Here is a 19,964-nt window from a genome sequence, read left to right as displayed (position 1 = left end):
GCGGGCGGCCCGTCCCCCCGCCGCGAACACCGCGGCGAACGAGCAGCCCCCGCCGAGTCCCGTACGCCGTGAGGCAGGGAACCGGGGACCCACCGAGAACTTGGGGTGAGTCGGCGCAGCCGCCCGTCAGCACGAGGGGCGGCGGCCGTAGGGCAGCCTTCCGTACGCCCGAACCCGTCAGCTAACCCGGTAGGCGGACCACGGAAGGAGTCGCCTCCTTGGCGTCGCACCGCAAGCCGCGTGCCCGGTCCCGGATGACCGGCGGCCTTCGCACCACCCCCGCGGTCGGGATCACGACCGTCGCCCTCACCTCGGTGGCCCTCCTCTCGCAGAGCGCCCAGGCGGCCCCCGCCCGGCCGGACCGGCCGAACCTGGCAGAGGTGCAGAAGAAGGTCGACAGCCTGTACCGGCAGGCTGAGGTCGCCACGCAGAAGTACAACTCCGCCAAGGAGCAGACCGACGGCAAGAAGAAGCAGGTCGACCGCCTCCTCGACGACATCGCGCAGCGCACCGAGAAGCTGAACTCGGCCCGCCAGGAGCTGGGCCGGTTCGCCGCCCAGCAGTACCGTTCGGGCGGGATCGGCGACACGGCGACGATGTTCCTCGCGGACGACCCCGAGGACTACTTCGCGCAGAACCGGCTGATGAGCCGCATGACCGCCGACCAGAAGCACGCGGTCGACGACTACCAGAAGCAGCAGCTCAGCACCGCGAAGAAGCGCACCGAGGCGCAGGAGAGCCTCCAGCAGCTCACGTCCTCGCAGACCGACCTGAAGACCTCCAAGCAGAGCGTGCAGACGAAGCTGGCCGACGCCCGCCGGCTGCTGTCGAAGCTGACCGCCGAGGAGAAGCGGCGGCTCGCGGCGATCGAGAAGAAGAAGGAAGCGGCGGCCCGCAAGAAGGCCGCCGATCTCGCCGCCCGGCAGAAGGCGGAGGAGGAGAAGCAGCAGGCGGCCGAGGAGAGCGCCGGGCAGCAGGCCGGCTCCGGCTCGTCCGGCGGCGGTACCACGGAGGCGCCGGCCGGCGGCTCCTCCGGATACGCGGCCAAGGCCGCCAGGGCGCTCGCCTACGCCAAGTCCCAGGAGGGCAAGCCGTACGTGTGGGGCGCCACGGGTCCGGACTCCTACGACTGCTCGGGCCTGACCCAGGCGGCCTGGAAGGCGGCCGGCATCACCTTGCCGCGCACCACGTGGGACCAGGTGGAGGCCGGCACGACGATCCCGCTCTCGTCGATCCAACCGGGCGACCTGGTGTTCTTCTACGACGACATCAGCCACGTCGGCCTGTACCTCGGCGACGGCATGATGATCCACGCGCCGAAGCCGGGCGCGTCCGTCCGCGAGGAGTCCATCTACTACGACGGCACCGGCTCGATCCACAGCGTGGTGCGTCCCGCCTGACGCCCGGGCCCCGGGGTCCCCCGGGGCCCCTCAGGTCCCTCAGGTCCAGAGCACCGCGATGAAGATGTTGGCCATCGTCAGCCCGCCGACCGCCGCGAACAGGCCCTTCTCCGCCGTCTCCTCGTCGCGCTTCACGTACACGATGCCGAGGACGACGATCAGGACCGCCAGCTTCACGCCGATCTTGATGTTGTTCACGGGGGAGTCGTCGGCCTGGTCGAGACCGACCAGGGCGACGCCGGTGACGAGCATGGTCAGGGCGCCGTGCAGCATCGCCTTGGTGAACCGGGCGGTGCCGCGCCCCATCGCCGCCATCTGCGTGAGGAAACCGCCGAGCAGCGCCGCGATGCCGATGATGTGCAGGCCGACGAAGAGATGGATGAGTACGTCCATGGCTCCGGAGCCTAACCGGGCGCTGTTTCCCCACGATCGCCGGGCGTCCCCGGACAGCACTCTGTCACCCTCCGCCACCACCCGTAACAAAAGAACCAGTTCCGTACAATCCGCCGCCAGGCCGTGACGCCGAGGTTTAGCGTCCTTCCTCAGGTGACCGGCTCCTCACACCGCCGCCCGGGCCAGGGGCGGCAGCCGGACATCACCGCCGAGAGGTCCGGCGGCGGCCCGCTCCCCCTGTGCGGGCCGCCGCCGGACGTGCGACCGGCGGTCGGATACGCACCGGAAGGACGTGGCTCTTCGTGCCGGCAGCGCATCGCAAGCCGAAACGACGTCTCCTCAGTGGCCGCGCGGCGGCCGTCCTCGCTCTCGCCTCCGCGACCGCCGCCACCGCTGTCGAGAGCGGCACGGCGCACGCGGAGCCGGACCTCACCCCCGCTCAGGTGAAGGCGGAGGTCGACCGGCTCTACCGGGAGGCGGAGGTCGCCACCGAGAAGTACAACGGCGCGAAGGAGAAGGCCGGCAAGGCCCGCGAGGAGGTGGACTCGTTACAGGACGAGGCGGGCCGCAGGACGGAGACCCTGAACGCGAGCCGGCAGCGGCTCGGTTCGGTCGCGGCGGCGCAGTACCGCACCGGCGGCGTCGACCCGTCCGTGCGGCTGCTCCTCTCCTCGGCCCCGGACCGCTTCCTCGACGAGGCCTCCCTCGCGGACCGGGTCGGCACCCGGCAGGCCGGCACCATCGCCCGGGTCCGCAAGGAGCTGCGCGAGATCGACCAGCTGCGCACGCGGGCGGACGGCTCCCTCACCGAACTGCGTTCCAGACAGCGGGAGTTGGAGAAGCAGAAGAAGGCGGTGACGACGAAGCTGGCGGACGCCCGGCGGCTGCTCGACCGGCTCTCCCCCGCGGACCGCGCACGCACCACCGCCGACCCCGCGGGCCGCGCCTCGCGCTCCCTGCCCCGGGACGGCCTCGGCCACGCCCCGAACTCCCGGGCCGAGGCCGCCGTCTCCTACGCGCGCGCCGCCCTCGGCAGCCCCTATGTGTGGGGGGCGACGGGCCCGCACGCCTTCGACTGCTCGGGCCTGACCCAGGCCGCGTACCGCGCCGCGGGCGTCTCGCTGCCGCGCACCACCTACGCGCAGATCGACGCGGGCCGCCGCGTCTCCCGCTCCCAGCTCCGCCCGGGCGACCTGGTCTTCTTCTACTCCGGTATCAGCCATGTCGGCCTCTACATCGGCGGCGGCCAGATGATCCACGCGCCGAACCCGAGCGCGCCGGTGCGGATCGCACCGATCGACCAGATGCCGTTCGCGGGGGCGACCCGGGTCGGGTAGCCGCACCGGGCCCCCTGGTGCACCACGCTCAGCGGGGCTTCTCCCACACGGACACATGCTGCCCGCTCTCGCTCGTGAAGGGCGCGCGGGTCCATCCGCTCCAGCGCTCGCGCAGCCGCAGTCCGGCGAGCTCGGCCATCAGGTCGAGTTCGGCGGGCCAGACGTACCGGAACGGGATGGACCGGTACGAGCCCTGGCCGGTCCGCGGGTCGACCTCCACGTAGTTCGAGCTCATGGCCTGGGTCGCGACGTCGTACCGGTCGAACGCCCAGGACACCCCGTCCGCCTGGAACGGCACGGCGTCCTGCCCGGGCGGCAGCCTGCGCAGGTCCGGCACGGCCGTCTCGACGACGAAGCAGCCGCCGGGGGCGAGGTGCGCGGCGGCGTTGCGGAAACAGTCGACCTGCGCGGCCTGCGAGGTCAGGTTCATGATCGTGTTGAAGACCAGATACGCGACCGCGAAGCCGCCCGCAGGGGCTCTCGTGTGCGCGAAGTCCCCGATCGTCACGGGGATGTGTGCGCCACCCGGCTTGGCGCCCAGCCGGGCCGCCATCGCCCGGGACAGCTCGATGCCGTGCACGGGGACGCCGCGCGCGGCGAGCGGCAGGGCGACCCGCCCGGTCCCGATGCCGAACTCCACCGCGGCCCCGTCCCCCGCGAGCCCGGCGAGGAAGTCGACCGCGGGATCGAGCACCTCCGCGTCGAACATCCGGGCGGAGGACTGGTCGTACGCCGCCGCGACCCGCTCCGGGAAGTAACCGTCGCCCCTGTTCTCGGCCATGCGGGGACGGTAGCGGGCGCGGGACGGAGGGGGCATCCCCTTTTCCCCGGGCTCCCCGCCGGCCCGCTCACGTGCCCGGCGCGCCCGTCACAGCGCCTTGAGCGCCGCCGCCGTGGCCGCCGCGAGCCGCTTGAGGTGACCCTTGGGCAGCTCCGGAGTGCGCACGACGACCGAGCGCCAGTAGAGCGGGCCGGAGATCAGGTCGAGCGCCAGTTCCTCGTCGAGGCCCTCGCGCAGGTCGCCGCGGGTGACGGCCGCCCGGACGATCCCGTTCGCCACCCCGTGCTGCCCCTCCCGCAGGGCCTTCTGCAGGGCGTCGGCGATCTCCGGGTTGCGGGCCGCCTCCGCCTGGAGGTCGGGGAGGATCTGGCCGGCCACCGGGTGCTTCAGGGCCCGGGCGGTGACCCGGTACAGGAGCAGCAGGTCCTCCTCCAGCGAGCCGGTGTCGGGCGCGGGCAGGCCCTGGACCGCTATCGCGGAGACCAGGTCGAGGACGAGGTGGAGCTTGGAGCGCCAGCGGCGGTAGACCGCCGTCTTGCCGACGCCCGCGCGGCGCGCGATGCCCTCGATGGACATCCGCGCGTACCCCGCCGCGGCCAGCTCCTCGAAGACGGCGGCCCGGATCGCCTCGGTCACGTCCTCGCGCAGGACGGCGGCCCCGGCCGGGGCCCGGCGACGCGTCGGCTGGGGGGAGTCGGCGTTGGTCGGCATGCGGCCAGCATAGTTCCGTGACGACGAAACGGTTGCGTTCCGACGCTCGTCCGGCCTACTCTCACGTGACGACGATACGGGTCCGTCCCGACGTGAACGGCAGGCGAACAGCACCTCTTCGCAGGGCAAAGCGCGGGCCGGGACCGTCCTGTGCGGGCCCGAGCGGCCCGTGGTCCCGAGCAGCGCGCGCGGGCCCACGCACACCCCCGGCCATCCCCCTCCCTCCGACCGAAAGCAGCGGATGTGAGTCAGGTCCTGGACACGCCTCCCGCACCGGCCCCCGGCCCGGCGCCCGCCCCCGACCCGACGGACCCCGCGGCGCTCGCGGCCCGGTACGAGCTGACCGTCAGCGGCGCCCGCCCCTCGCTCGGCGCCTACGCGCGCCAGCTCTGGCAGCGCCGGCACTTCATCACGGCGTTCTCGACCGCCAAGCTGACCGCGCAGTACAGCCAGGCCAAGCTCGGGCAGGTCTGGCAGGTGGCGACCCCGCTGCTGAACGCGGCGGTCTACTACTTCATCTTCGGCGTGCTGATGGGGACCAGTAAGGGCATCCCCGACTTCGTGCCCTTCCTGGTCACCGGCGTCTTCGTGTGGACGTTCACGCAGTCGTCGGTGATGGCGGGCACCCGGGCGATCTCCGGCAGCCTCGGCCTGGTGCGGGCGCTGCACTTCCCGCGCGCCGCGCTCCCCGTCTCGTACTGCCTGCAACAGCTCCAGCAGCTGCTGTTCTCCATGTGCGCGCTGCTGATCATCCTGCTCTGCTTCGGCATCCCGCCGGCCGTGTCGTGGCTGCTGGTGGTGCCGGTGCTGCTGCTGCAGTTCACGTTCAACACCGGGCTGGCGATGATCATGGCGCGGATCGGCGCCCACACCCCGGACATCGCGCAGCTCATGCCGTTCCTGCTGCGGACGTGGATGTACCTGTCCGGCGTGATGTGGAGCCTGGACCACCTGCTCGGCGACAAGGACCTGCCGCACCTCGTCATCGTGCTGCTGCGGGCCAACCCGGCCGCGGTCTACATCGACCTGATGCGGTTCGCCCTGATCGACAGCTTCACCGGGAGCCAGCTGCCGCCGCACGTATGGGCCTGCGCCGCGGGCTGGGCGCTGCTCGTCGGCGTCGGCGGGTTCCTCTACTTCTGGAAGGCAGAGGAGACGTACGGCCGTGGCTGATCACGTGAAGGACGGGGGCGCGCGCGTCCCCACCGTCGTCGTCGACGGCGTCGACATCGTCTACCGCGTCAACGGCACGGGCGCGGGCCGGGGCGCCGCCACCGCCGCCCTCCACCGCATCCTGGGCGGGAAGAAGAAGGCCGAGCGGCGCTCCGGTGTGCGCACCGTGCACGCCGTGCGCGGCGTCTCCTTCACCGCCTACCGGGGCGAGGCGATCGGCCTGATCGGCACGAACGGGTCGGGCAAGTCGACCCTGCTGAAGGCCGTCGCGGGGCTGCTGCCCGTGGAGAGGGGGCGGATCTTCACCGACGGCCAGCCCTCCCTGCTCGGCGTGAACGCGGCCCTGATGAACGACCTGACCGGCGAGCGCAACGTCCGCCTCGGCGGCCTCGCGATGGGGATGAGCCGCGAGCAGGTCGCGGAGCGCTACGACGAGATCGTCGACTTCTCCGGGATCAACGAGAAGGGTGACTTCATCACGCTGCCGATGCGCACGTACTCCTCCGGCATGGCGGCCCGGCTGCGGTTCTCCATCGCGGCGGCCAAGGACCACGACGTGCTGCTGATCGACGAGGCCCTCGCCACCGGCGACCGCTCCTTCCAGATCCGCTCCGAGCAGCGCATCCGCGAGCTGCGCAAACACGCCGGCACCGTCTTCCTGGTCAGCCACAGCAACAAGTCGATCCGGGACACCTGCGACCGCGTGCTGTGGCTGGAGCGCGGCGAACTGCGCAGGGACGGGCCGACCGAGGCCGTGCTCAAGGAGTACGAGGCGTTCACGAACAAGGCCGATCCGGGGGCCAAACGTCCTGCGGCGCCCGTTCCCTCCTGAGCACCCACCACTTGGCCCACCAGAAGCCCAGCGAACTTACCCTTTTGTCCGATTAGTGACAATATTAGGACGCTGAGCGACAGACGGATACGGGGCCGGGCGCGGGCCGGCGGGAAGGGTGACGCCTCATATGACGCAGCTGAGTGTCATCGTGTACGGCCGGGACGTCCAAGGTCTGCTCGGTCCGTGCCTGGACAGCGTGGCCGGTCAACTGCCGCCCGACGCCGAGCTGGTGACGGCCGCGGTCGGCGAGTTCGCGCTGGAGGCGGCGCAGGGGCGCGGCGGCACCGTCGTCACGCTGCCCGACGGCACCGGCGACGCCGCGGCGCGCGCCGCGGGCGCCGAGCGGGCGAGCGGCACCTGGCTCTGGTTCGTCCACGCCAAGGACCGCCTACCGGCCGGCGCGCCGCGCGCGCTGCTCGACCGGCTGGCGGAGGTCGGGGACGCGGCGGAGCAGGGCCGGGTGGACGTCGTCGTCGCGGACCACGTCCGCTCGACCTGGCGCACGACCGGCGCGTCCGGCGCCGACGCCGGGCGCCTGGCCCGCGTGGGCCGCCGCGACCTGCCGGCGGCCGACGTCCCGGACCTGCTGCGCGTGCGGCCGCTGCTCGGCAACCGCGCCCTGCGCGCCGCCTTCTGGCACGAGCACCGCGCGGAGCTGACCGCCGCCGATGCGAGCGCCGCCGCCCCGGTGGCCGAGATGTTCACCGCCCGCGCCGCCCTGGTCCTGGCCGAGCGGATCGCCTGCCTGGAACACGTGATCGTCGAGGCGCGCGAGCTGCGCCCGGAGAGCCTGCCGCCGGTCACCGCCGAGCAGCGGTACGGCTTCGTCGCCGCGTACGAGGAGCTGCACCGGCTCATGGAGCTGCGGGAGGCCCCGGTGCGGCCCCGCGCCCTGCTGTACGACCTGATGGCCACCGAGACGATGCGGATCGTGGCCCGCGAGCCGATGCCGGAGGAGGTGGCGCGGGAGTTCTTCCACCGCGCCTCCGCCGCGGCGCGGCGCCTGCGCCCCGAGGGCCACCAGCGCCCGGCCGGCGCGGAAGGCGTCCGGCGGCGGCTGCTGGAGGAGGACGCGTACCCGAGGTACCGCGCGTTCCAGAGCGCCAACCGCAAGCGGCGCGCGGCCCGGACGGCGGTGCGCGCCGGCCGCAAGCAGGTGGGCGCCAAGGTCCGCGACCTGCACTACCGGCGGGCGCTGCGAGAGCCCATCGACCCGCAGCTGGCCGTCTTCTCGGCGTACTGGGACCGCGGGGTCGCGTGCAGTCCGGCGGCGATCGCGGCCGAGCTCGCCGAACGCGCGCCGCACATCCGCCCGGTGTGGGTGGTGTCCTCGGCGGCGGAGCCGCTGCTGCCGCCCGGCACGGAGCACGTCGTGCCCGGCACCCGCCGCTACTGGGAGGTGCTGGCCCGCGCCGCGTACCTCGTCAACAACGTCAACTTCCCGAACGCCGTGGTCAAGCGCCCCGACGCGGTGCATCTGCAGACCCACCACGGCACCCCGCTGAAGAAGATGGGCCTGGACCAGTTCGACTACCCGACGGCGTCCCGGGGGCTCGACTTCGACGCGCTGCTGGCCCGCGTCGACAAGTGGGACTACAGCGTCAGCGCCAACTCCCACTCCACGCGCATGTGGGAGCACGCCTATCCCTCGCGCTATGTGTCGCTCGACCACGGTTATCCGCGCAACGACGTGTACTACCGCGCCGGCGCCGCCGAGATCCGCGCCGTCCGGGACCGCCTGGGCATAGCGCCCGGCCGGCGCGCCGTCCTCTACGCCCCGACCCACCGGGACTACGAGGCGGCCTGGACCCCGCGCCTGGACCTCGCCGCGCTCGCCGAACGGCTCGGCGACGACACGGTCCTGCTCGTGCGCGGCCACTACTTCTACGGCGGCGCCGCCTCCCCGCTCGCGGGGCTGCGCCGCAGCGGCCGCGTCATCGACGTGTCGGCGTACGACCCGGTGGAGGAGCTGGCCCTGGCCTCGGACGCGCTGGTCACGGACTACTCGTCGATCATGTTCGACTACGCCAACCTGGACCGGCCGATCATCACCTTCGCCGACGACTGGGAGACGTACGCGCGCACCCGCGGCGTCTACTTCGACCTGATGGCCGAGCCGCCGGGCCATGTGGCGCGCACCCAGGAGGAGTTGACCGAGCTGCTCGCCTCGGACGCGTGGTGCGACGAGGCGTCCGCCAAGGTCCGCGACCGGTTCCGGCGCCGGTTCTGCGAGTTCGACGACGGGCACGCCGCCGAGCGGGTCGTGCGCCGCGTCTTCCTCGGCGAGCCCGAGGAGGCCCTGCCGCCGGTCGTGCCGGTCGAGTCGCGCACGCCCGCGCCCACTCCCGAGGAGGCCACGCGCTGATGGCGTTCACCCCCGACGTGACGGTCACGGTCATCGTCTTCAACGACGCCGAGCGGCTCCCGCGCGCCGTCGCCTCGCTCCAGGCGCAGACCCACTCCGACATCGAGATCATCATCAGCGACGACCACTCGACGGACGACACCCCGCGCGTGGCGCGGGAGCTGGCCGCCGCCGACCCGCGCATCAGCTACGTGCGCCTGCCGGAGAACTCGGGCGGGTGCAGCGCCCCGCGCAACCGCGCGCTGGAGATCGCCCGCGCGCCCTACCTGATGTTCCTCGACAGCGACGACGAACTCCCGCCGGACGCCGTCGCGTCGCTGCTCGCCGCCCACCGTGAGCGCCCCGACATCGACTTCGCGATGGGCGCGGTGCAGCGCGTGCGCGTCGACACCGGCCGCACCTCCGTCTGGATGCCGCACCTGGTCGCCGAGCGCCGCACGGTGGACGGCATCGCGGCCGAGCCGGGCCTGTTCTTCGAGCACCTGTCGACCAGCAAGATGTACGCCCGCGCCTTCCTCGACCGCCACGGCCTGCGCTTCCCCGAGGGCATCCACTACGAGGACCAGCTCTTCTCCGCGCAGGCGTACTGCCTGGCCAAGGCGTTCACGATCATCCCGGAGCCGGTCTACCGCTGGTACATCGCGCCCTACGCCGAGGAGTCCGCGGCCTCCATCTCCAACCAGCGGCACAAACTGAGCAACGTCCGCGACCGCGTCCACGTCCAGGAGCTGATCGACGACTTCCTGGTACGCGGCGGCTACAGCCCGGCCCTGCGCGAGGCCAAGGACTACAAGTTCCTCAAGCACGACTTCCGGATGTACGCGGGTGACCTGCCCTTCCGCGACGACGCGTGGCTGGCGGGCTTCGCCGGGACCGTCACCCCGTACCTGGCCGGGCTCGCCCCCGACGCGTACGCGCGGCTGCCGCGGGCCGAGCGCGTCGTCCTCCAGCTGGTGCGCGACGGCCGCCTCGACGACGCGCGGCTCGCGGCGCGCGGCCTCGGCCACGGCGTCGCCCCGCGGGAGACCGTCGCGGATGCGGACGGGAACGTCTACTGGGGTCCTGAGGTGCCGGGGACGCGGGACGCCCGGCGTGAGCTGAGCCTCGCCGATCTGGCGCTGGACACGCGGCCCTTCCCCCGGGCCCAGTTCCGGCACGAGATCGTGCACCTGGAGCGGGGCCCGGGCCCGGCCTCCGTCCTGCTGCGGGTACGCAGCTACGACCCGGGGCTGCGGCTGCCGGTCGGGCCGCAGGTCGCCACGGTGGTGATCGCCCCCGGCCACAGACGCCTGACCGCCCGCTTCCGACTCGATCCGGTGCGGCCCGGCGTCTTCGAGGGCGGGGTCCTGCTCGACCTGGCGGCCGCCTCGCTCCCGGCGCAGGGCTTCGAGGGGATCCGGCACCCGCTGCTCCAGCTGCGCTCCCCGGAGGGGCTGCGCAACACGGGGCTGCTGCTGGCCCCGCTGGACTTCCCCGCGTTCACCTCCGAGGTGGACCGCCACCGGGTCACCGTGGAGCCCGAGGGGCGCGGCGCGGGCCGGCTCCAGGTGCGGTGGGAGCCGGTAGGACTGACGACCAGACTCGTGCGGCCCTTGGCGCGCCGGGTGGCCGGCACCGCGCTGGCCCGCAGGACCCGTCAGGTGCTCCGGCTGCTGCGCGCGTAGGAGGCGAGGCGCTCCGCGAACGCGGCGACCAGGCCGCGCAGTTCGTCGGGCTCCTCGACGACGAACGGCCGGTCGAGCGCGGCGAGCACCGGCGGCAGCCAGTCGAGCTGCTCCGCCCGGATGCGCACCCGCAGCCAGCCCGCGCCCGCCTCCGCCGCCTCCTCCACCCGCGCGACCGAGGCGGGCAGCTGGGCGCGGAGCTGCTGCTCCGTGCCCTGGACGCGCAGGGTCACCTCGTACCGGTAGGGGGCGGTGGCGAAACCGGTCAGCAGGCGCTCGGCCGGGTCGTCGTCGCCGGGCGGCGGCTCGAAGGCGCCGGGCAGGATCCGCGGGTCGGTGACGCGGTCGAGCCGGAACGTCCGGTCCGCACCGCTGCCGGCGTCGCGGCCGGTGACGTACCAGCGCCCGGCGTGGGCGACGATCCCGGAGGCGTGCAGGGTGCGTGCGCTGCGGGCGCCGGCCCCGTCGGTGTAGCGGATCGCCAGAGGCCGGTGGTGGCGCACCGCGTCGGCGACGGTGAGCAGGACCCCGGCGTCCGGGGCGGGGAGCGTCTGCGGGCCGTCCGTGACGGCGAGGGCGTCCAGGAGCGTGTCGAGCCGCCGGGCGGCGTGCCGCGGCAGCACCCGGCGGATCTTGGCCGCCGCCGTCTCGCCCGCCGTCCGCTCCGCCGTCGTCAGGCCGGTGCGGCGGCCGGCGATCAGCCCGAGCAGGACGGCCAGCGCCTCGTCGTCGCCGAGCATCAGCGGCGGCAGCCGGTGTCCGGGGGCGAGCCGGTACCCGCCGTAACGGCCGCGCACCGACTCCACGGGGATGTCCAGCTCGACGAGCCGGCGCACGTAGCGGCGCACGGTGCGGCCCTCCACGCCGAGCCGCCCGGCCAGCTCGGCGACGGTACGGGTGCCGCCCGCCTGGAGCAGCTCCAGCAGGGTCAGGATGCGGGCGGCGGGAACGGGCATACGGCGAGCCTAGCGCTGATACCGGACCGGTTCTGTCCGCTATCTCTTCTAGCCTGCGCAGCACGGCACCCGTACCGCGCGGGCGCCCCCAGCACGGGAGAGCCTCATGGAATTCGTCTCGATCCGCATCATCACCGATGACGTCGCGCGTCTCGTCGCGTTCTACGAGCGGGTCACCGGTGTCCGGGCGGTGTGGGCCACGGAGGACTTCGCCGAACTCGGCACGCCGACGGCGGCCCTCGCGATCGCGGGCACCCGCACGGTCCCGCTCTTCGCGCCGGGCTCCGCCCGCCCGGCGGCGAACGAGAGTGTGATCACCGAGTTCCTCGTCGACGACGTGGACCGGGTGCACCGGGAGCTGACCGGCTCAGGTCACCTCACCGACCCCGTCGCCGGGCCCACCACGATGCCCTGGGGCAACCGGTCGCTGCTCTTCCGGGACCCCGACGGCAACCTCGTCAACGTCTTCACCCCGGTGACGGCGGCGGCGGTCGCGAAGTTCGCGCGCTGATCCGCGCCGGCGGGCACGCGGTACAGGAGCTGGCCGCGCGGTCCCACGGCGACGCGCCGCAGGGGCAGCCCGTGGGCCCCCGGGTACGCCACCACCCAGCGCACCCCGTAGCGGCGCAGCACCGCCGCGCGCCCGGCGGCCGGCGTGTCCGGCGCGAAGTACGTCCGCACGGCCGCGGCCCGCGCCGCCTCGTCGGCCAGGAAGAAGTCCGGGTAGCCGGGGGCCACCGTGTACGCCCCGTACGCCGGGATCTGCCGGGCGGGCCACTTGTCGGCGAGCACGACGTCCCCGTACTTCACCCACGGCGTGATCCAGTGGTAGTCCTTCCACGGCTCCCGGTACTTGGCGGCGACCGCCGGGGGCAGCACCGAGCGAGGCAGGACGTACCCCAGCGTCCCCGCCTGGGTCCACGCGCCCAGCGCCAGCGCCGCGGCGAGCGCCCAGCCGAGCCCGGCGCGCACCGCGCGGCGCGGCGCGCAGCACACCTCCAGGGCCGCGGCGACCTGCGCGGGGACCAGCACCGCGGGCAGCGCCCGGCCCCAGGACCAGTGCCCGCTCAGCCCGCCCGCCGCGAAGAGCGCGGCCCCGAGCAGGCAGAACAGCACCAGCGGATCGCGCCGGTCCCGCCGGGCGCGCAGCACGAGCGCGGCGCCGCCCAGGAGCGCCACCAGCCAGTAGCGGCCCGCCAGGTCCCGGTAGAGCGAGCGGTGGATGTCCTCCAGGCCGCCCGCGCCGAACAGCGAGAAGAAGGAGTAGTACGGCCACAGCGCCACCAGGACCAGGCCCAGCGCGAGCCCCGCGCCCAGCCGTAGCCACGCCGCCCGCCCGGGCCAGGGCCGCGCGCCGAGCACCATGGCCAGCGCCCCCAGGGAGGCGACCACACCGGTGAACTGGTGGCTGAGCAGGATCACCGCCCACACCACCCCGGCCGCCAGGAACTGGGCCCAGGAGGCGGCCCGGCGCAGCAGTGCCCAGAGCCAGAAGGCGGCGCCGAGCGCGAACGTGCTGGGGTAGGAGACGGTCAGGGCAAGGGAGTTGAGGCCGAGGAAGCCGCTCCAGTTGAACAGGGTCGTGCCCCACAGCAGCACCAGCGTGAGCAGCACCAGCGCGGTCACGGTGGCCCGTCGCGCCCACCCGGCGCCCGCCCGCGGCCCGTCGGCCAGGAACGTGCCGGTGAACGCCCACACCCCCGTGACCAGCACCCCGAGCGCCACCAGCGCCGCGCTCCGCAGCACCACGAAGACGCCGAGCCCGGTCGCCTTCGCGACGCAGCCGAGCAGCAGCGTCCAGGGCGTGTAGTACGGGCTCGGGGCGTCGGCCGCGACCAGCGGGTCGCCCGGGTCGAGCAGGTCGTGGCGCAGGCGCTCGACGGTGGCGGCGTGGATGCCGAGGTCACCGGCCCACGGCAGCCGCACGACGACCGCCACCAGCAGGACGAGCAGGAGCAGGGCCGCGACCCGCGCCAGGGCGCTACCGGCGGCGCGCACGGTGCGGGGGGACCCGCGTGCGGTGGCCGGGAAGGCAGGCCGTCACCGGCGCGACCTCGCGCGCAGCCTCCACGGCATGGCGACCGACTCCAGCTGGACCATCAGGTTCATCTTGGACTCGCCGACGGTGCGGTCCTCGAAGTGGATCGGCACCTCCATGACCCCGTAACCGCGGCGCAGCGCCCGGTACTTCATCTCGACCTGGAAGCTGTAGCCCGCGCTGTCCACGGAGGCGAGGTCGATGGCGCGCAGCGCGTCCTCGCGCCAGAGGTTGAAGCCGCCGGTGATGTCGCGGACCCGGGTGCCGAGGATGGTGCCCGCGTAGGCGTTCGCCCAGCGGGAGAGGAGGCGGCGGTGGGCGCCCCAGGCCTCGGAGAGGGTGCCGCCCTGGACGTAGCGGCTGCCGAGGGTGACGGCGGCGCCGGTGGAGAGGGCGACCCCGAGCAGCTCGGGGACCTTCGCGGCGGGGTGGCTGCCGTCGGCGTCCATCTGCAGCACGTACCGCGCGCCGTCGGCGACGGCCCGCTGCATGCCCGCGGCGTACGCCCGGCCGAGGCCCTCCTTGCCCGCCCGGTGCAGGACGCCCATCCGCTCGGGGCCGAACCGGCGCACGTGCTCCTCGGCGATCTCGCCGGTGCCGTCGGGGCTGGAGTCGTCGACGACCAGCAGGCGCAGGCCCGGCAGCGGCAGGGCCATCAGCGCCTCGGCCATGCCGGGCAGGTTCCCCGCCTCGTTGTAGGTCGGCATGACGACGGTCAGCGGCGTCGCGGCCCAGTCGGCGGGCAGGGCGGCCGGGCGCTCTTGGGGCTGCGCACCCGGCCCGGACGGCTTCGACGACATCGACGGCATCGGCTCTCCCTGCATCTGTCGGACGACCGGTCAGGCAATCATGCCCACTTTAGACGTATTGCCCGATTTATCGGCGCAGGACGAACCACCGACGCGGGGCGCGACCAGCCACGACAGCGCCGCAGACGCGAGAAACCCAAGAACGCCCCGGGCCGGATAATCCACCGACCCGGGGCGCCCCCGGCAACGTACCTTCAGCCAGAACTCACGAATGCGCGCGCAGCAGCGTCCGCATCGTCCGCATAGCTACCGACAGGTTCGCCAGATCGAACGCGTCCGACCCCTGGATCTCCTCCAGGGTGGTGCGCGCCCGGCCCAGGATCGGCGCGTTCTTCTCCTCCCACGCCTTGAACCGCTGCTCCGGCGTCGCCTCCCCGTCCCCCGCGGCCAGCACATCGGCCGTCAGGGCGGCGTGCGCCGCGTACAGGTCCTCGCGGATCGACGCGCGCGCCATCGACTGCCAGCGGTCGGCCCGCGGCAGTTCGATGATGCGGTCCATCAGCTGCGTGATGGCCAGCCGGTCGGCGAGGTCGTAGTACACCTCGGCGACGGCCAGCGCGTCCTTGTCCATCCGGTCGGCGATCTGCACGATGTCGAGCGTCGGGAACGCGGAGGAGAACCCGGCGACCCGCGCGGCCAGCTCCTGCGGCACCCCGGCGCCGGTCAGCTCGGAGCGGATCGACTCGTACCACTCGGCGTCCGCGCCGCGGAGCATCTGCGGCATGGCGGCCCACACCGCGGTGACGCCGTCCTTGAAGAAGGAGATCGTCTCGGCGGGCTGGAGCGGCTGCGGGCGGTTGTTGAGCAGCCACCGCGTACCGCGCTCGACGAGCCGGCGCGAGTGCAGCCGGATCCGGGTCTGCACGTCGGCGGCGACGACATTGTCGAGCGCCTCCACCGCGTCCCAGACCTCGCTGAGCCCGAAGATCTCCCGGGCCGCGAGCTGCGCCCGCACGATCTCCTCCAGGGAGGCGCCGGTCTCCTCGCGCAACCGGTGCAGGAAGGTCGAACCACCGGTGTTCACCGTGTCGTTGACCAGCACCGTCGTGATGATCTCGCGGCGCAGCGCGTGCCCGTCGATCGCGTCGGCGTACTTCTCGCGCAGCGCCTTCGGGAAGTAGGCGTGCAGCAGCCCGCGCAGGTAGGCGTCGTCGGGCAGGCTCGTGTGGATGAGCTCCTCGGCGGCCGTGATCTTCGTGTAGGCGAGGAGGACGGCCAGCTCGGGCTGGCTCAGCCCGCGTCCGGAGTTGAGGAGTTCCTTGATCTGCCGGTCGCTCGGGAGGAACTCCAGCGACCGGTCGAGGTGGCCCTGCTTGGCGAGCCGGCGCATGAACCGCTGGTGGGCGTGGAGCAGGGACGAGGACTGCGCCTCGGCGTTGGCCAGCGCCACGTTCTGCGCGTAGTTGTTGCGCAGCACCAGGTGCCCGACCTCGTCGGTCATCGCCGCGAGCAGCTTGTTGCGCTGCTTCACCGTCAGGTCGCCGTCGCCCACCAAGCCGTTGAGCAGGACCTTGATGTTGACCTCGACGTCGGAGGTGTTCACGCCCGCGCTGTTGTCGATGGCGTCGGTGTTGACCTTGCCGCCGGTCCGGGCGAACTCGATGCGGCCCAGCTGGGTCGCGCCGAGGTTGCCGCCCTCACCGATGACGCGGGCGCGCACGTCCTGGCCGTCGACGCGGATGGCGTCGTTGGCCTTGTCGCCGACGTCCGCGTTCGACTCCGCCGAGGACTTGACGTACGTGCCGATGCCGCCGTTCCACAGCAGGTCGACCGGGGCCTGGAGGATCGCCTTCATCAGCTCGGCCGGCGTCATCTTCGCCTGCCGGGACTCGATGCCGAGCGCCTCGCGGATGTGGTTGTTGAGCTGGATCGCCTTGGCGGAGCGCGGGAAGACGCCGCCGCCCTGCGAGATCAGCTCCGTGTCGTAGTCGGCCCAGGACGAGCGCGGCAGCTCGAACATGCGGCGCCGCTCGGCGTACGAGGTCTCCGCGACCGGCTTCGGGTCGATGAAGATGTGCCGGTGGTCGAAGGCGGCGACCAGACGGATGTGCTCGCTCAGCAGCATGCCGTTGCCGAACACGTCGCCGGACATGTCGCCGACGCCGACGACCGTGAAGTCCTCGGACTGCGTGTCGACACCCAGCTCGCGGAAGTGCCGCTCGACCGACTCCCAGGCGCCGCGGGCCGTGATGCCCATGGCCTTGTGGTCGTAGCCGGCCGAGCCGCCGGAGGCGAAGGCGTCGCCGAGCCAGAAGTCGTAGGCGCCCGCCACCTCGTTGGCGATGTCGGAGAAGGTCGCCGTGCCCTTGTCGGCCGCGACGACGAGGTAGGTGTCGTCCCCGTCGTGGCGCACCACGTCCTTGGGCGGCACGACCTCGCCCGCCACCAGGTTGTCGGTGATGTCGAGCAGCGCCGAGATGAACGTCTTGTAGCTGCGGATGCCCTCGGCCATCCACGCGTCCCGGTCCACGCCCGGGTCGGGCAGCTGCTTGGCGACGAAGCCGCCCTTCGCGCCGACCGGCACGATGACGGTGTTCTTCACCATCTGCGCCTTGACCAGGCCGAGGATCTCGGTACGGAAGTCCTCACGCCGGTCGGACCAGCGCAGACCGCCGCGCGCGACCTTGCCGAAGCGCAGGTGCACGCCCTCGACGCGCGGCGAGTACACCCAGATCTCGTACGCGGGCCGCGGCGCGGGCAGGTCCGGGATGGCCTGCGGGTCGAACTTCATGGAGACGTACGCGTGCGGCTCGCCGTCCTGCGCGCGCTGGAAGAAGTTCGTGCGCAGGGTCGCCTTGATGACGGTGAGGAAGGAGCGCAGGATGCGGTCCTCGTCGAGCGAGGCGACCTGGTCCAGGGCGCCGTCCAACTCCTCGAGCAACCCGTCGATCAGCTCGGTGCCGGCGCTCTGGCGGCCCGGCGACATCCGCGCCTCGAAGAGGGAGACGAGCAGCCGGGTGGTGTGGACGTTCGTGTGGAGGGTGTCCTCCATGTAGTCCTGGCTGAACGTGGAGCCCGCCTGGCGCAGGTACTTGGCGTACGCGCGCAGCACCATCGCCTGCCGCCAGTTCAGACCGGCGCGCAGCACGAGGGCGTTGAAGCCGTCGTTCTCGGCGCGTCCGGTCCAGGTGGCGGCGAACGCCTCCTGGAACCGCTCGCGACCGTCGGCCCCCAGCTCGTCCGCGCCGCCGCCCGTGTGCTTGGGCAGCCGCAGCCCGAAGTCGTAGATCCACGCGGTCGTGCGGTCGCTGCACCGCAGCTCGTAGGGGCGCTCGTCGGTGACCTCGACGCCCAGGCGCTGGAGCACCGGCAGGACGGCGGAGAGCGAGACGGGCGCACCGGTCCGGTAGATCTTGAAACGGCGCTCGCCGGGGGCCGCGCCCACCGGCTCGTACAGGGAGAGCGCGAAGTCCTTGCCACCTTGCTTGAGCTGCTCCAGGTGGACCAGGTCGGCGACGGCCGCGCGCGGCGAGTGGTCGGCCTTGTAGCCCTCGGGGAACGAACCGGCGTAGCGGCGCAGCAGTTCGGCGGCGTGCTCCTCGCCGCACTCGGCGTTCAGCGCCTCGCCGAACCCGTCGGCCCAGGAGCGGGCGGCCTCGACGAGCCGGGCCTCGATGCGGTCCTTGTCGGCGTCGGAGAGCAGCGGCAGCTCGGTGCCGGGCGCCACGCGCACGACGAAGTGCAGCCGGGAGAGGATCGACTCGGTGTTCCAGGCGGTGAAGTCGACGTTCGTGCCGTCGAGCTCCTCCTTGAGGATGTCGATGATCCGCAGCCGCACGGCCGTGGTGTAGCGGTCGCGCGGCAGGTAGACGAGCGCCGAGTAGTAGCGCCCGTACTCGTCCTTGCGCAGGTAGAGCCGGAGGCGGCGGCGCTCCTGGAGGTAGAGGACCGAGGTGACGATGGCGCGCAGCTCGTCGGCCGGGGTCTGGAACAGCTCGTCGCGCGGGTAGGTCTCCATGATCTGCATCAGGTCGCGGCCGTCGTGGCTGGCGGGCGAGAAGCCCGCGCCCTTGAGGACCTCGGCGACCTTGCGGCGCACGACGGGGACACGGCGCACGGACTCGGTGTACGCGGCGGAGGAGAAGAGGCCGAGGAAGCGGCGCTCGCCGACCACGTTCCCCTTCTCGTCGAACTTCTTCACGCCGACGTAGTCGAGGTAGCTGGGCCGGTGCACGGTGGCGCGGCTGTTGGCCTTGGTCAGCACGAGCAGGCGGTGCTCGCGGGCCTTGGCGCGGGCGTCGGCCGGCAGCCGGTTGAAGGACGGCGAGACCGGGTGGTGGTCCTCGCCCTCGTGGGGCGGGTCGGCGCGCAGGATGCCGAGGCCGGTGCCGGGCACGGCGGCGAGCGAGTCGTCGTCGGTGAGGGTGTACTCGCGGTACCCCAGGAACGTGAAGTGGTCCGAGGAGAGCCAGCGCAGCAGCTCGCGCGCCTCCTCGACCTCCTGCTCGTCCAGGTCACCCGCGAGGGGCTCGCGCGGCAGTTCGTCGGCGATGCGCAGCGACGCGTCACGCATCTTCTCCCAGTCCTCGACGCACTCGCGCACGTCGGACAGGACCCGCAGCAGGTCGGAGGTGATCTGCTTGAGGTCGGCGCGGTCGGTCTCGCGGTCCGTCTCGACGTGGATCCACGACTCGGTGAGCACGTCGTGGCCCTCGGCGGTGGCCCCGGCCGGCAGCACTTCGAGGAGCTTGCCGGTCACGTCACGGCGGACGACGACCTGCGGGTGGATGACGACGTGGATGCCGCGGCCCTGGCGGGACAGCTCGTTGGTGACGGAGTCCACGAGGAACGGCATGTCGTCGGTGACCACCTCGACGACGGAGTGGCTGGAGGTCCAGCCGTTCTCCTCGACGGTCGGGGTGTGGACCCTGACGTTGGCCGTGCCCTGCGGCCGGTTCTCGGCGAGCCGGTAGTGCGAGTACGCGGCTCCGAAGACGTCGTCCGGGTCACGGTCGGCCAGGTCTTCGGGGGCCGTGTGGAGGTAGTAGCGCTTGAGGAACGCGAGCACGGTCTCATGGTCCATCGGGCCTGGTGAGCCCTGGTCCGTCGCCCCGGTCGGTAGGTGCCCCCCTACCGGGCTGTTCTCAGCTACCCGGGCCGCCCGTGTGAGCAGCTCGGCCTTGGCTTCGTCCAGCTTGGTCTGCATTGTCCTCTGGCTCCTGTCGCGCGCCATTGCGTGACGTAGACGTGACGATCATGGATTGCTCGACGTAACGCCGCGACGCGGGGGGTCCGGTCTGGCTCGACGTTATGCCGGAATGGGAGAAGAGCGGACGGAAATGCGCCATTTTCAACGAACTGGCCATCCGCCGGAAATGATCAGTAGCTGCGCACCGGGCACGGTCGCTGCGGCGACCCGTGTTCTCCCGGCGCGGACAGGGGGCGACGATGCCCCCGCGAGCTATCGCGCTGATCACGGGACAAGGCTATCGCTCCCCACGGGGGACCCGTCATGAGCCGTATGTGTACAAAAGAAGCGGTCGGACTTCGACAATCTGCACA

The 19,964-nt window shown here is 72.7% G+C and carries 13 protein-coding genes, 1 pseudogene and 1 riboswitch; of the genes and pseudogenes, 7 read left to right on the top strand and 7 right to left on the bottom strand.

Features of this window, described 5'->3' with window-relative positions:
• The first annotated feature begins 40 nt into the window (after nucleotides 1-40).
• Nucleotides 41-212, top strand: a riboswitch (cyclic di-AMP (ydaO/yuaA leader).
• A gap of 42 nt (nucleotides 213-254) precedes the next feature.
• Nucleotides 255-1,400, top strand: coding sequence for an NlpC/P60 family protein (locus tag ABZY33_RS00165; RefSeq protein WP_356489332.1), 1,146 nt, complete (start codon nucleotides 255-257; stop codon nucleotides 1,398-1,400).
• Nucleotides 1,401-1,439: 39 nt separating this feature from the next.
• Here the strand turns inward: ABZY33_RS00165 and ABZY33_RS00160 are convergent, their stop codons facing one another.
• The gene (locus ABZY33_RS00160) at nucleotides 1,440-1,793 is read right to left on the bottom strand and encodes a hypothetical protein (protein WP_356489139.1); all 354 of its coding nucleotides are present in this window, start codon (nucleotides 1,791-1,793) and stop codon (nucleotides 1,440-1,442) included.
• 302 nt (nucleotides 1,794-2,095) lie between these two features.
• Between ABZY33_RS00160 and ABZY33_RS00155 the strand changes: the two genes are divergently transcribed.
• Nucleotides 2,096-3,130: an NlpC/P60 family protein gene (locus ABZY33_RS00155; RefSeq protein WP_356489138.1), complete on the top strand. Its 1,035-nt coding sequence runs from the start codon at nucleotides 2,096-2,098 to the stop codon at nucleotides 3,128-3,130.
• A gap of 28 nt (nucleotides 3,131-3,158) precedes the next feature.
• Here ABZY33_RS00155 and ABZY33_RS00150 read toward each other — a convergent pair whose 3' ends face one another.
• Both ABZY33_RS00150 and ABZY33_RS00145 read right to left on the bottom strand, forming a co-directional pair.
• Complete coding sequence (locus tag ABZY33_RS00150; protein WP_356489137.1) at nucleotides 3,159-3,911, bottom strand: class I SAM-dependent methyltransferase; 753 nt, start codon at nucleotides 3,909-3,911, stop codon at nucleotides 3,159-3,161.
• Between the two features lie 87 nt (nucleotides 3,912-3,998).
• Nucleotides 3,999-4,622: a TetR/AcrR family transcriptional regulator gene (locus ABZY33_RS00145; protein ID WP_356489136.1), complete on the bottom strand. Its 624-nt coding sequence runs from the start codon at nucleotides 4,620-4,622 to the stop codon at nucleotides 3,999-4,001.
• 243 nt (nucleotides 4,623-4,865) lie between these two features.
• On the opposite strand from ABZY33_RS00145, the gene ABZY33_RS00140 reads away from it, so the two are divergent.
• The 4 genes from ABZY33_RS00140 (at nucleotide 4,866) to ABZY33_RS00125 (ending at nucleotide 10,659) form a co-directional block, all read left to right on the top strand.
• On the top strand, nucleotides 4,866-5,795 hold the full coding sequence (locus tag ABZY33_RS00140) for an ABC transporter permease (protein WP_356489135.1): 930 nt from the start codon (nucleotides 4,866-4,868) through the stop codon (nucleotides 5,793-5,795).
• Complete coding sequence (locus ABZY33_RS00135) at nucleotides 5,788-6,627, top strand: ABC transporter ATP-binding protein (RefSeq protein WP_356489134.1); 840 nt, start codon at nucleotides 5,788-5,790, stop codon at nucleotides 6,625-6,627. The genes ABZY33_RS00140 and ABZY33_RS00135 overlap by 8 nt, the downstream gene beginning before the upstream one ends.
• A gap of 130 nt (nucleotides 6,628-6,757) precedes the next feature.
• The gene (locus tag ABZY33_RS00130; RefSeq protein WP_356489133.1) at nucleotides 6,758-8,995 is read left to right on the top strand and encodes a CDP-glycerol glycerophosphotransferase family protein; all 2,238 of its coding nucleotides are present in this window, start codon (nucleotides 6,758-6,760) and stop codon (nucleotides 8,993-8,995) included.
• Nucleotides 8,995-10,659: a glycosyltransferase gene (locus ABZY33_RS00125; protein ID WP_356489132.1), complete on the top strand. Its 1,665-nt coding sequence runs from the start codon at nucleotides 8,995-8,997 to the stop codon at nucleotides 10,657-10,659. The genes ABZY33_RS00130 and ABZY33_RS00125 overlap by 1 nt, the downstream gene beginning before the upstream one ends.
• Here the strand turns inward: ABZY33_RS00125 and ABZY33_RS00120 are convergent.
• On the bottom strand, nucleotides 10,632-11,615 hold the full coding sequence (locus ABZY33_RS00120; protein ID WP_356489131.1) for a WYL domain-containing protein: 984 nt from the start codon (nucleotides 11,613-11,615) through the stop codon (nucleotides 10,632-10,634). The two genes, ABZY33_RS00125 and ABZY33_RS00120, sit on opposite strands and share 28 nt — an antisense overlap.
• A 106-nt stretch (nucleotides 11,616-11,721) precedes the next feature.
• On the opposite strand from ABZY33_RS00120, the gene ABZY33_RS00115 reads away from it, so the two are divergent.
• Nucleotides 11,722-12,126 carry a VOC family protein gene (locus ABZY33_RS00115; RefSeq protein WP_356489130.1) on the top strand — a complete coding sequence of 135 codons (405 nt, stop codon included), beginning with the start codon at nucleotides 11,722-11,724 and terminating at the stop codon, nucleotides 12,124-12,126.
• Nucleotides 12,127-12,140: 14 nt separating this feature from the next.
• On the opposite strand, the pseudogene ABZY33_RS00110 reads toward ABZY33_RS00115, so the two are convergent.
• The 3 genes and pseudogenes from ABZY33_RS00110 to ABZY33_RS00100 form a co-directional block, all read right to left on the bottom strand.
• A pseudogene (locus ABZY33_RS00110) lies at nucleotides 12,141-13,613 on the bottom strand (hypothetical protein); the annotation flags it as partial.
• A 42-nt stretch (nucleotides 13,614-13,655) separates the two neighbouring features.
• Nucleotides 13,656-14,360: a polyprenol monophosphomannose synthase gene (locus tag ABZY33_RS00105; RefSeq protein ID WP_356489331.1), complete on the bottom strand. Its 705-nt coding sequence runs from the start codon at nucleotides 14,358-14,360 to the stop codon at nucleotides 13,656-13,658.
• Between the two features lie 307 nt (nucleotides 14,361-14,667).
• Nucleotides 14,668-19,608, bottom strand: coding sequence for an NAD-glutamate dehydrogenase (locus ABZY33_RS00100; RefSeq protein ID WP_356489129.1), 4,941 nt, complete (start codon nucleotides 19,606-19,608; stop codon nucleotides 14,668-14,670).
• Between the last annotated feature and the right edge of the window lie 356 nt (nucleotides 19,609-19,964).

The organism is Streptomyces sp. NPDC006552, from assembly GCF_040611655.1.
Taxonomy (GTDB): Bacteria; Actinomycetota; Actinomycetes; order Streptomycetales; family Streptomycetaceae; genus Streptomyces.
Note: the sequence above shows the minus strand (reverse complement) of the source record. Positions and strands in the feature narration are given on the sequence as shown.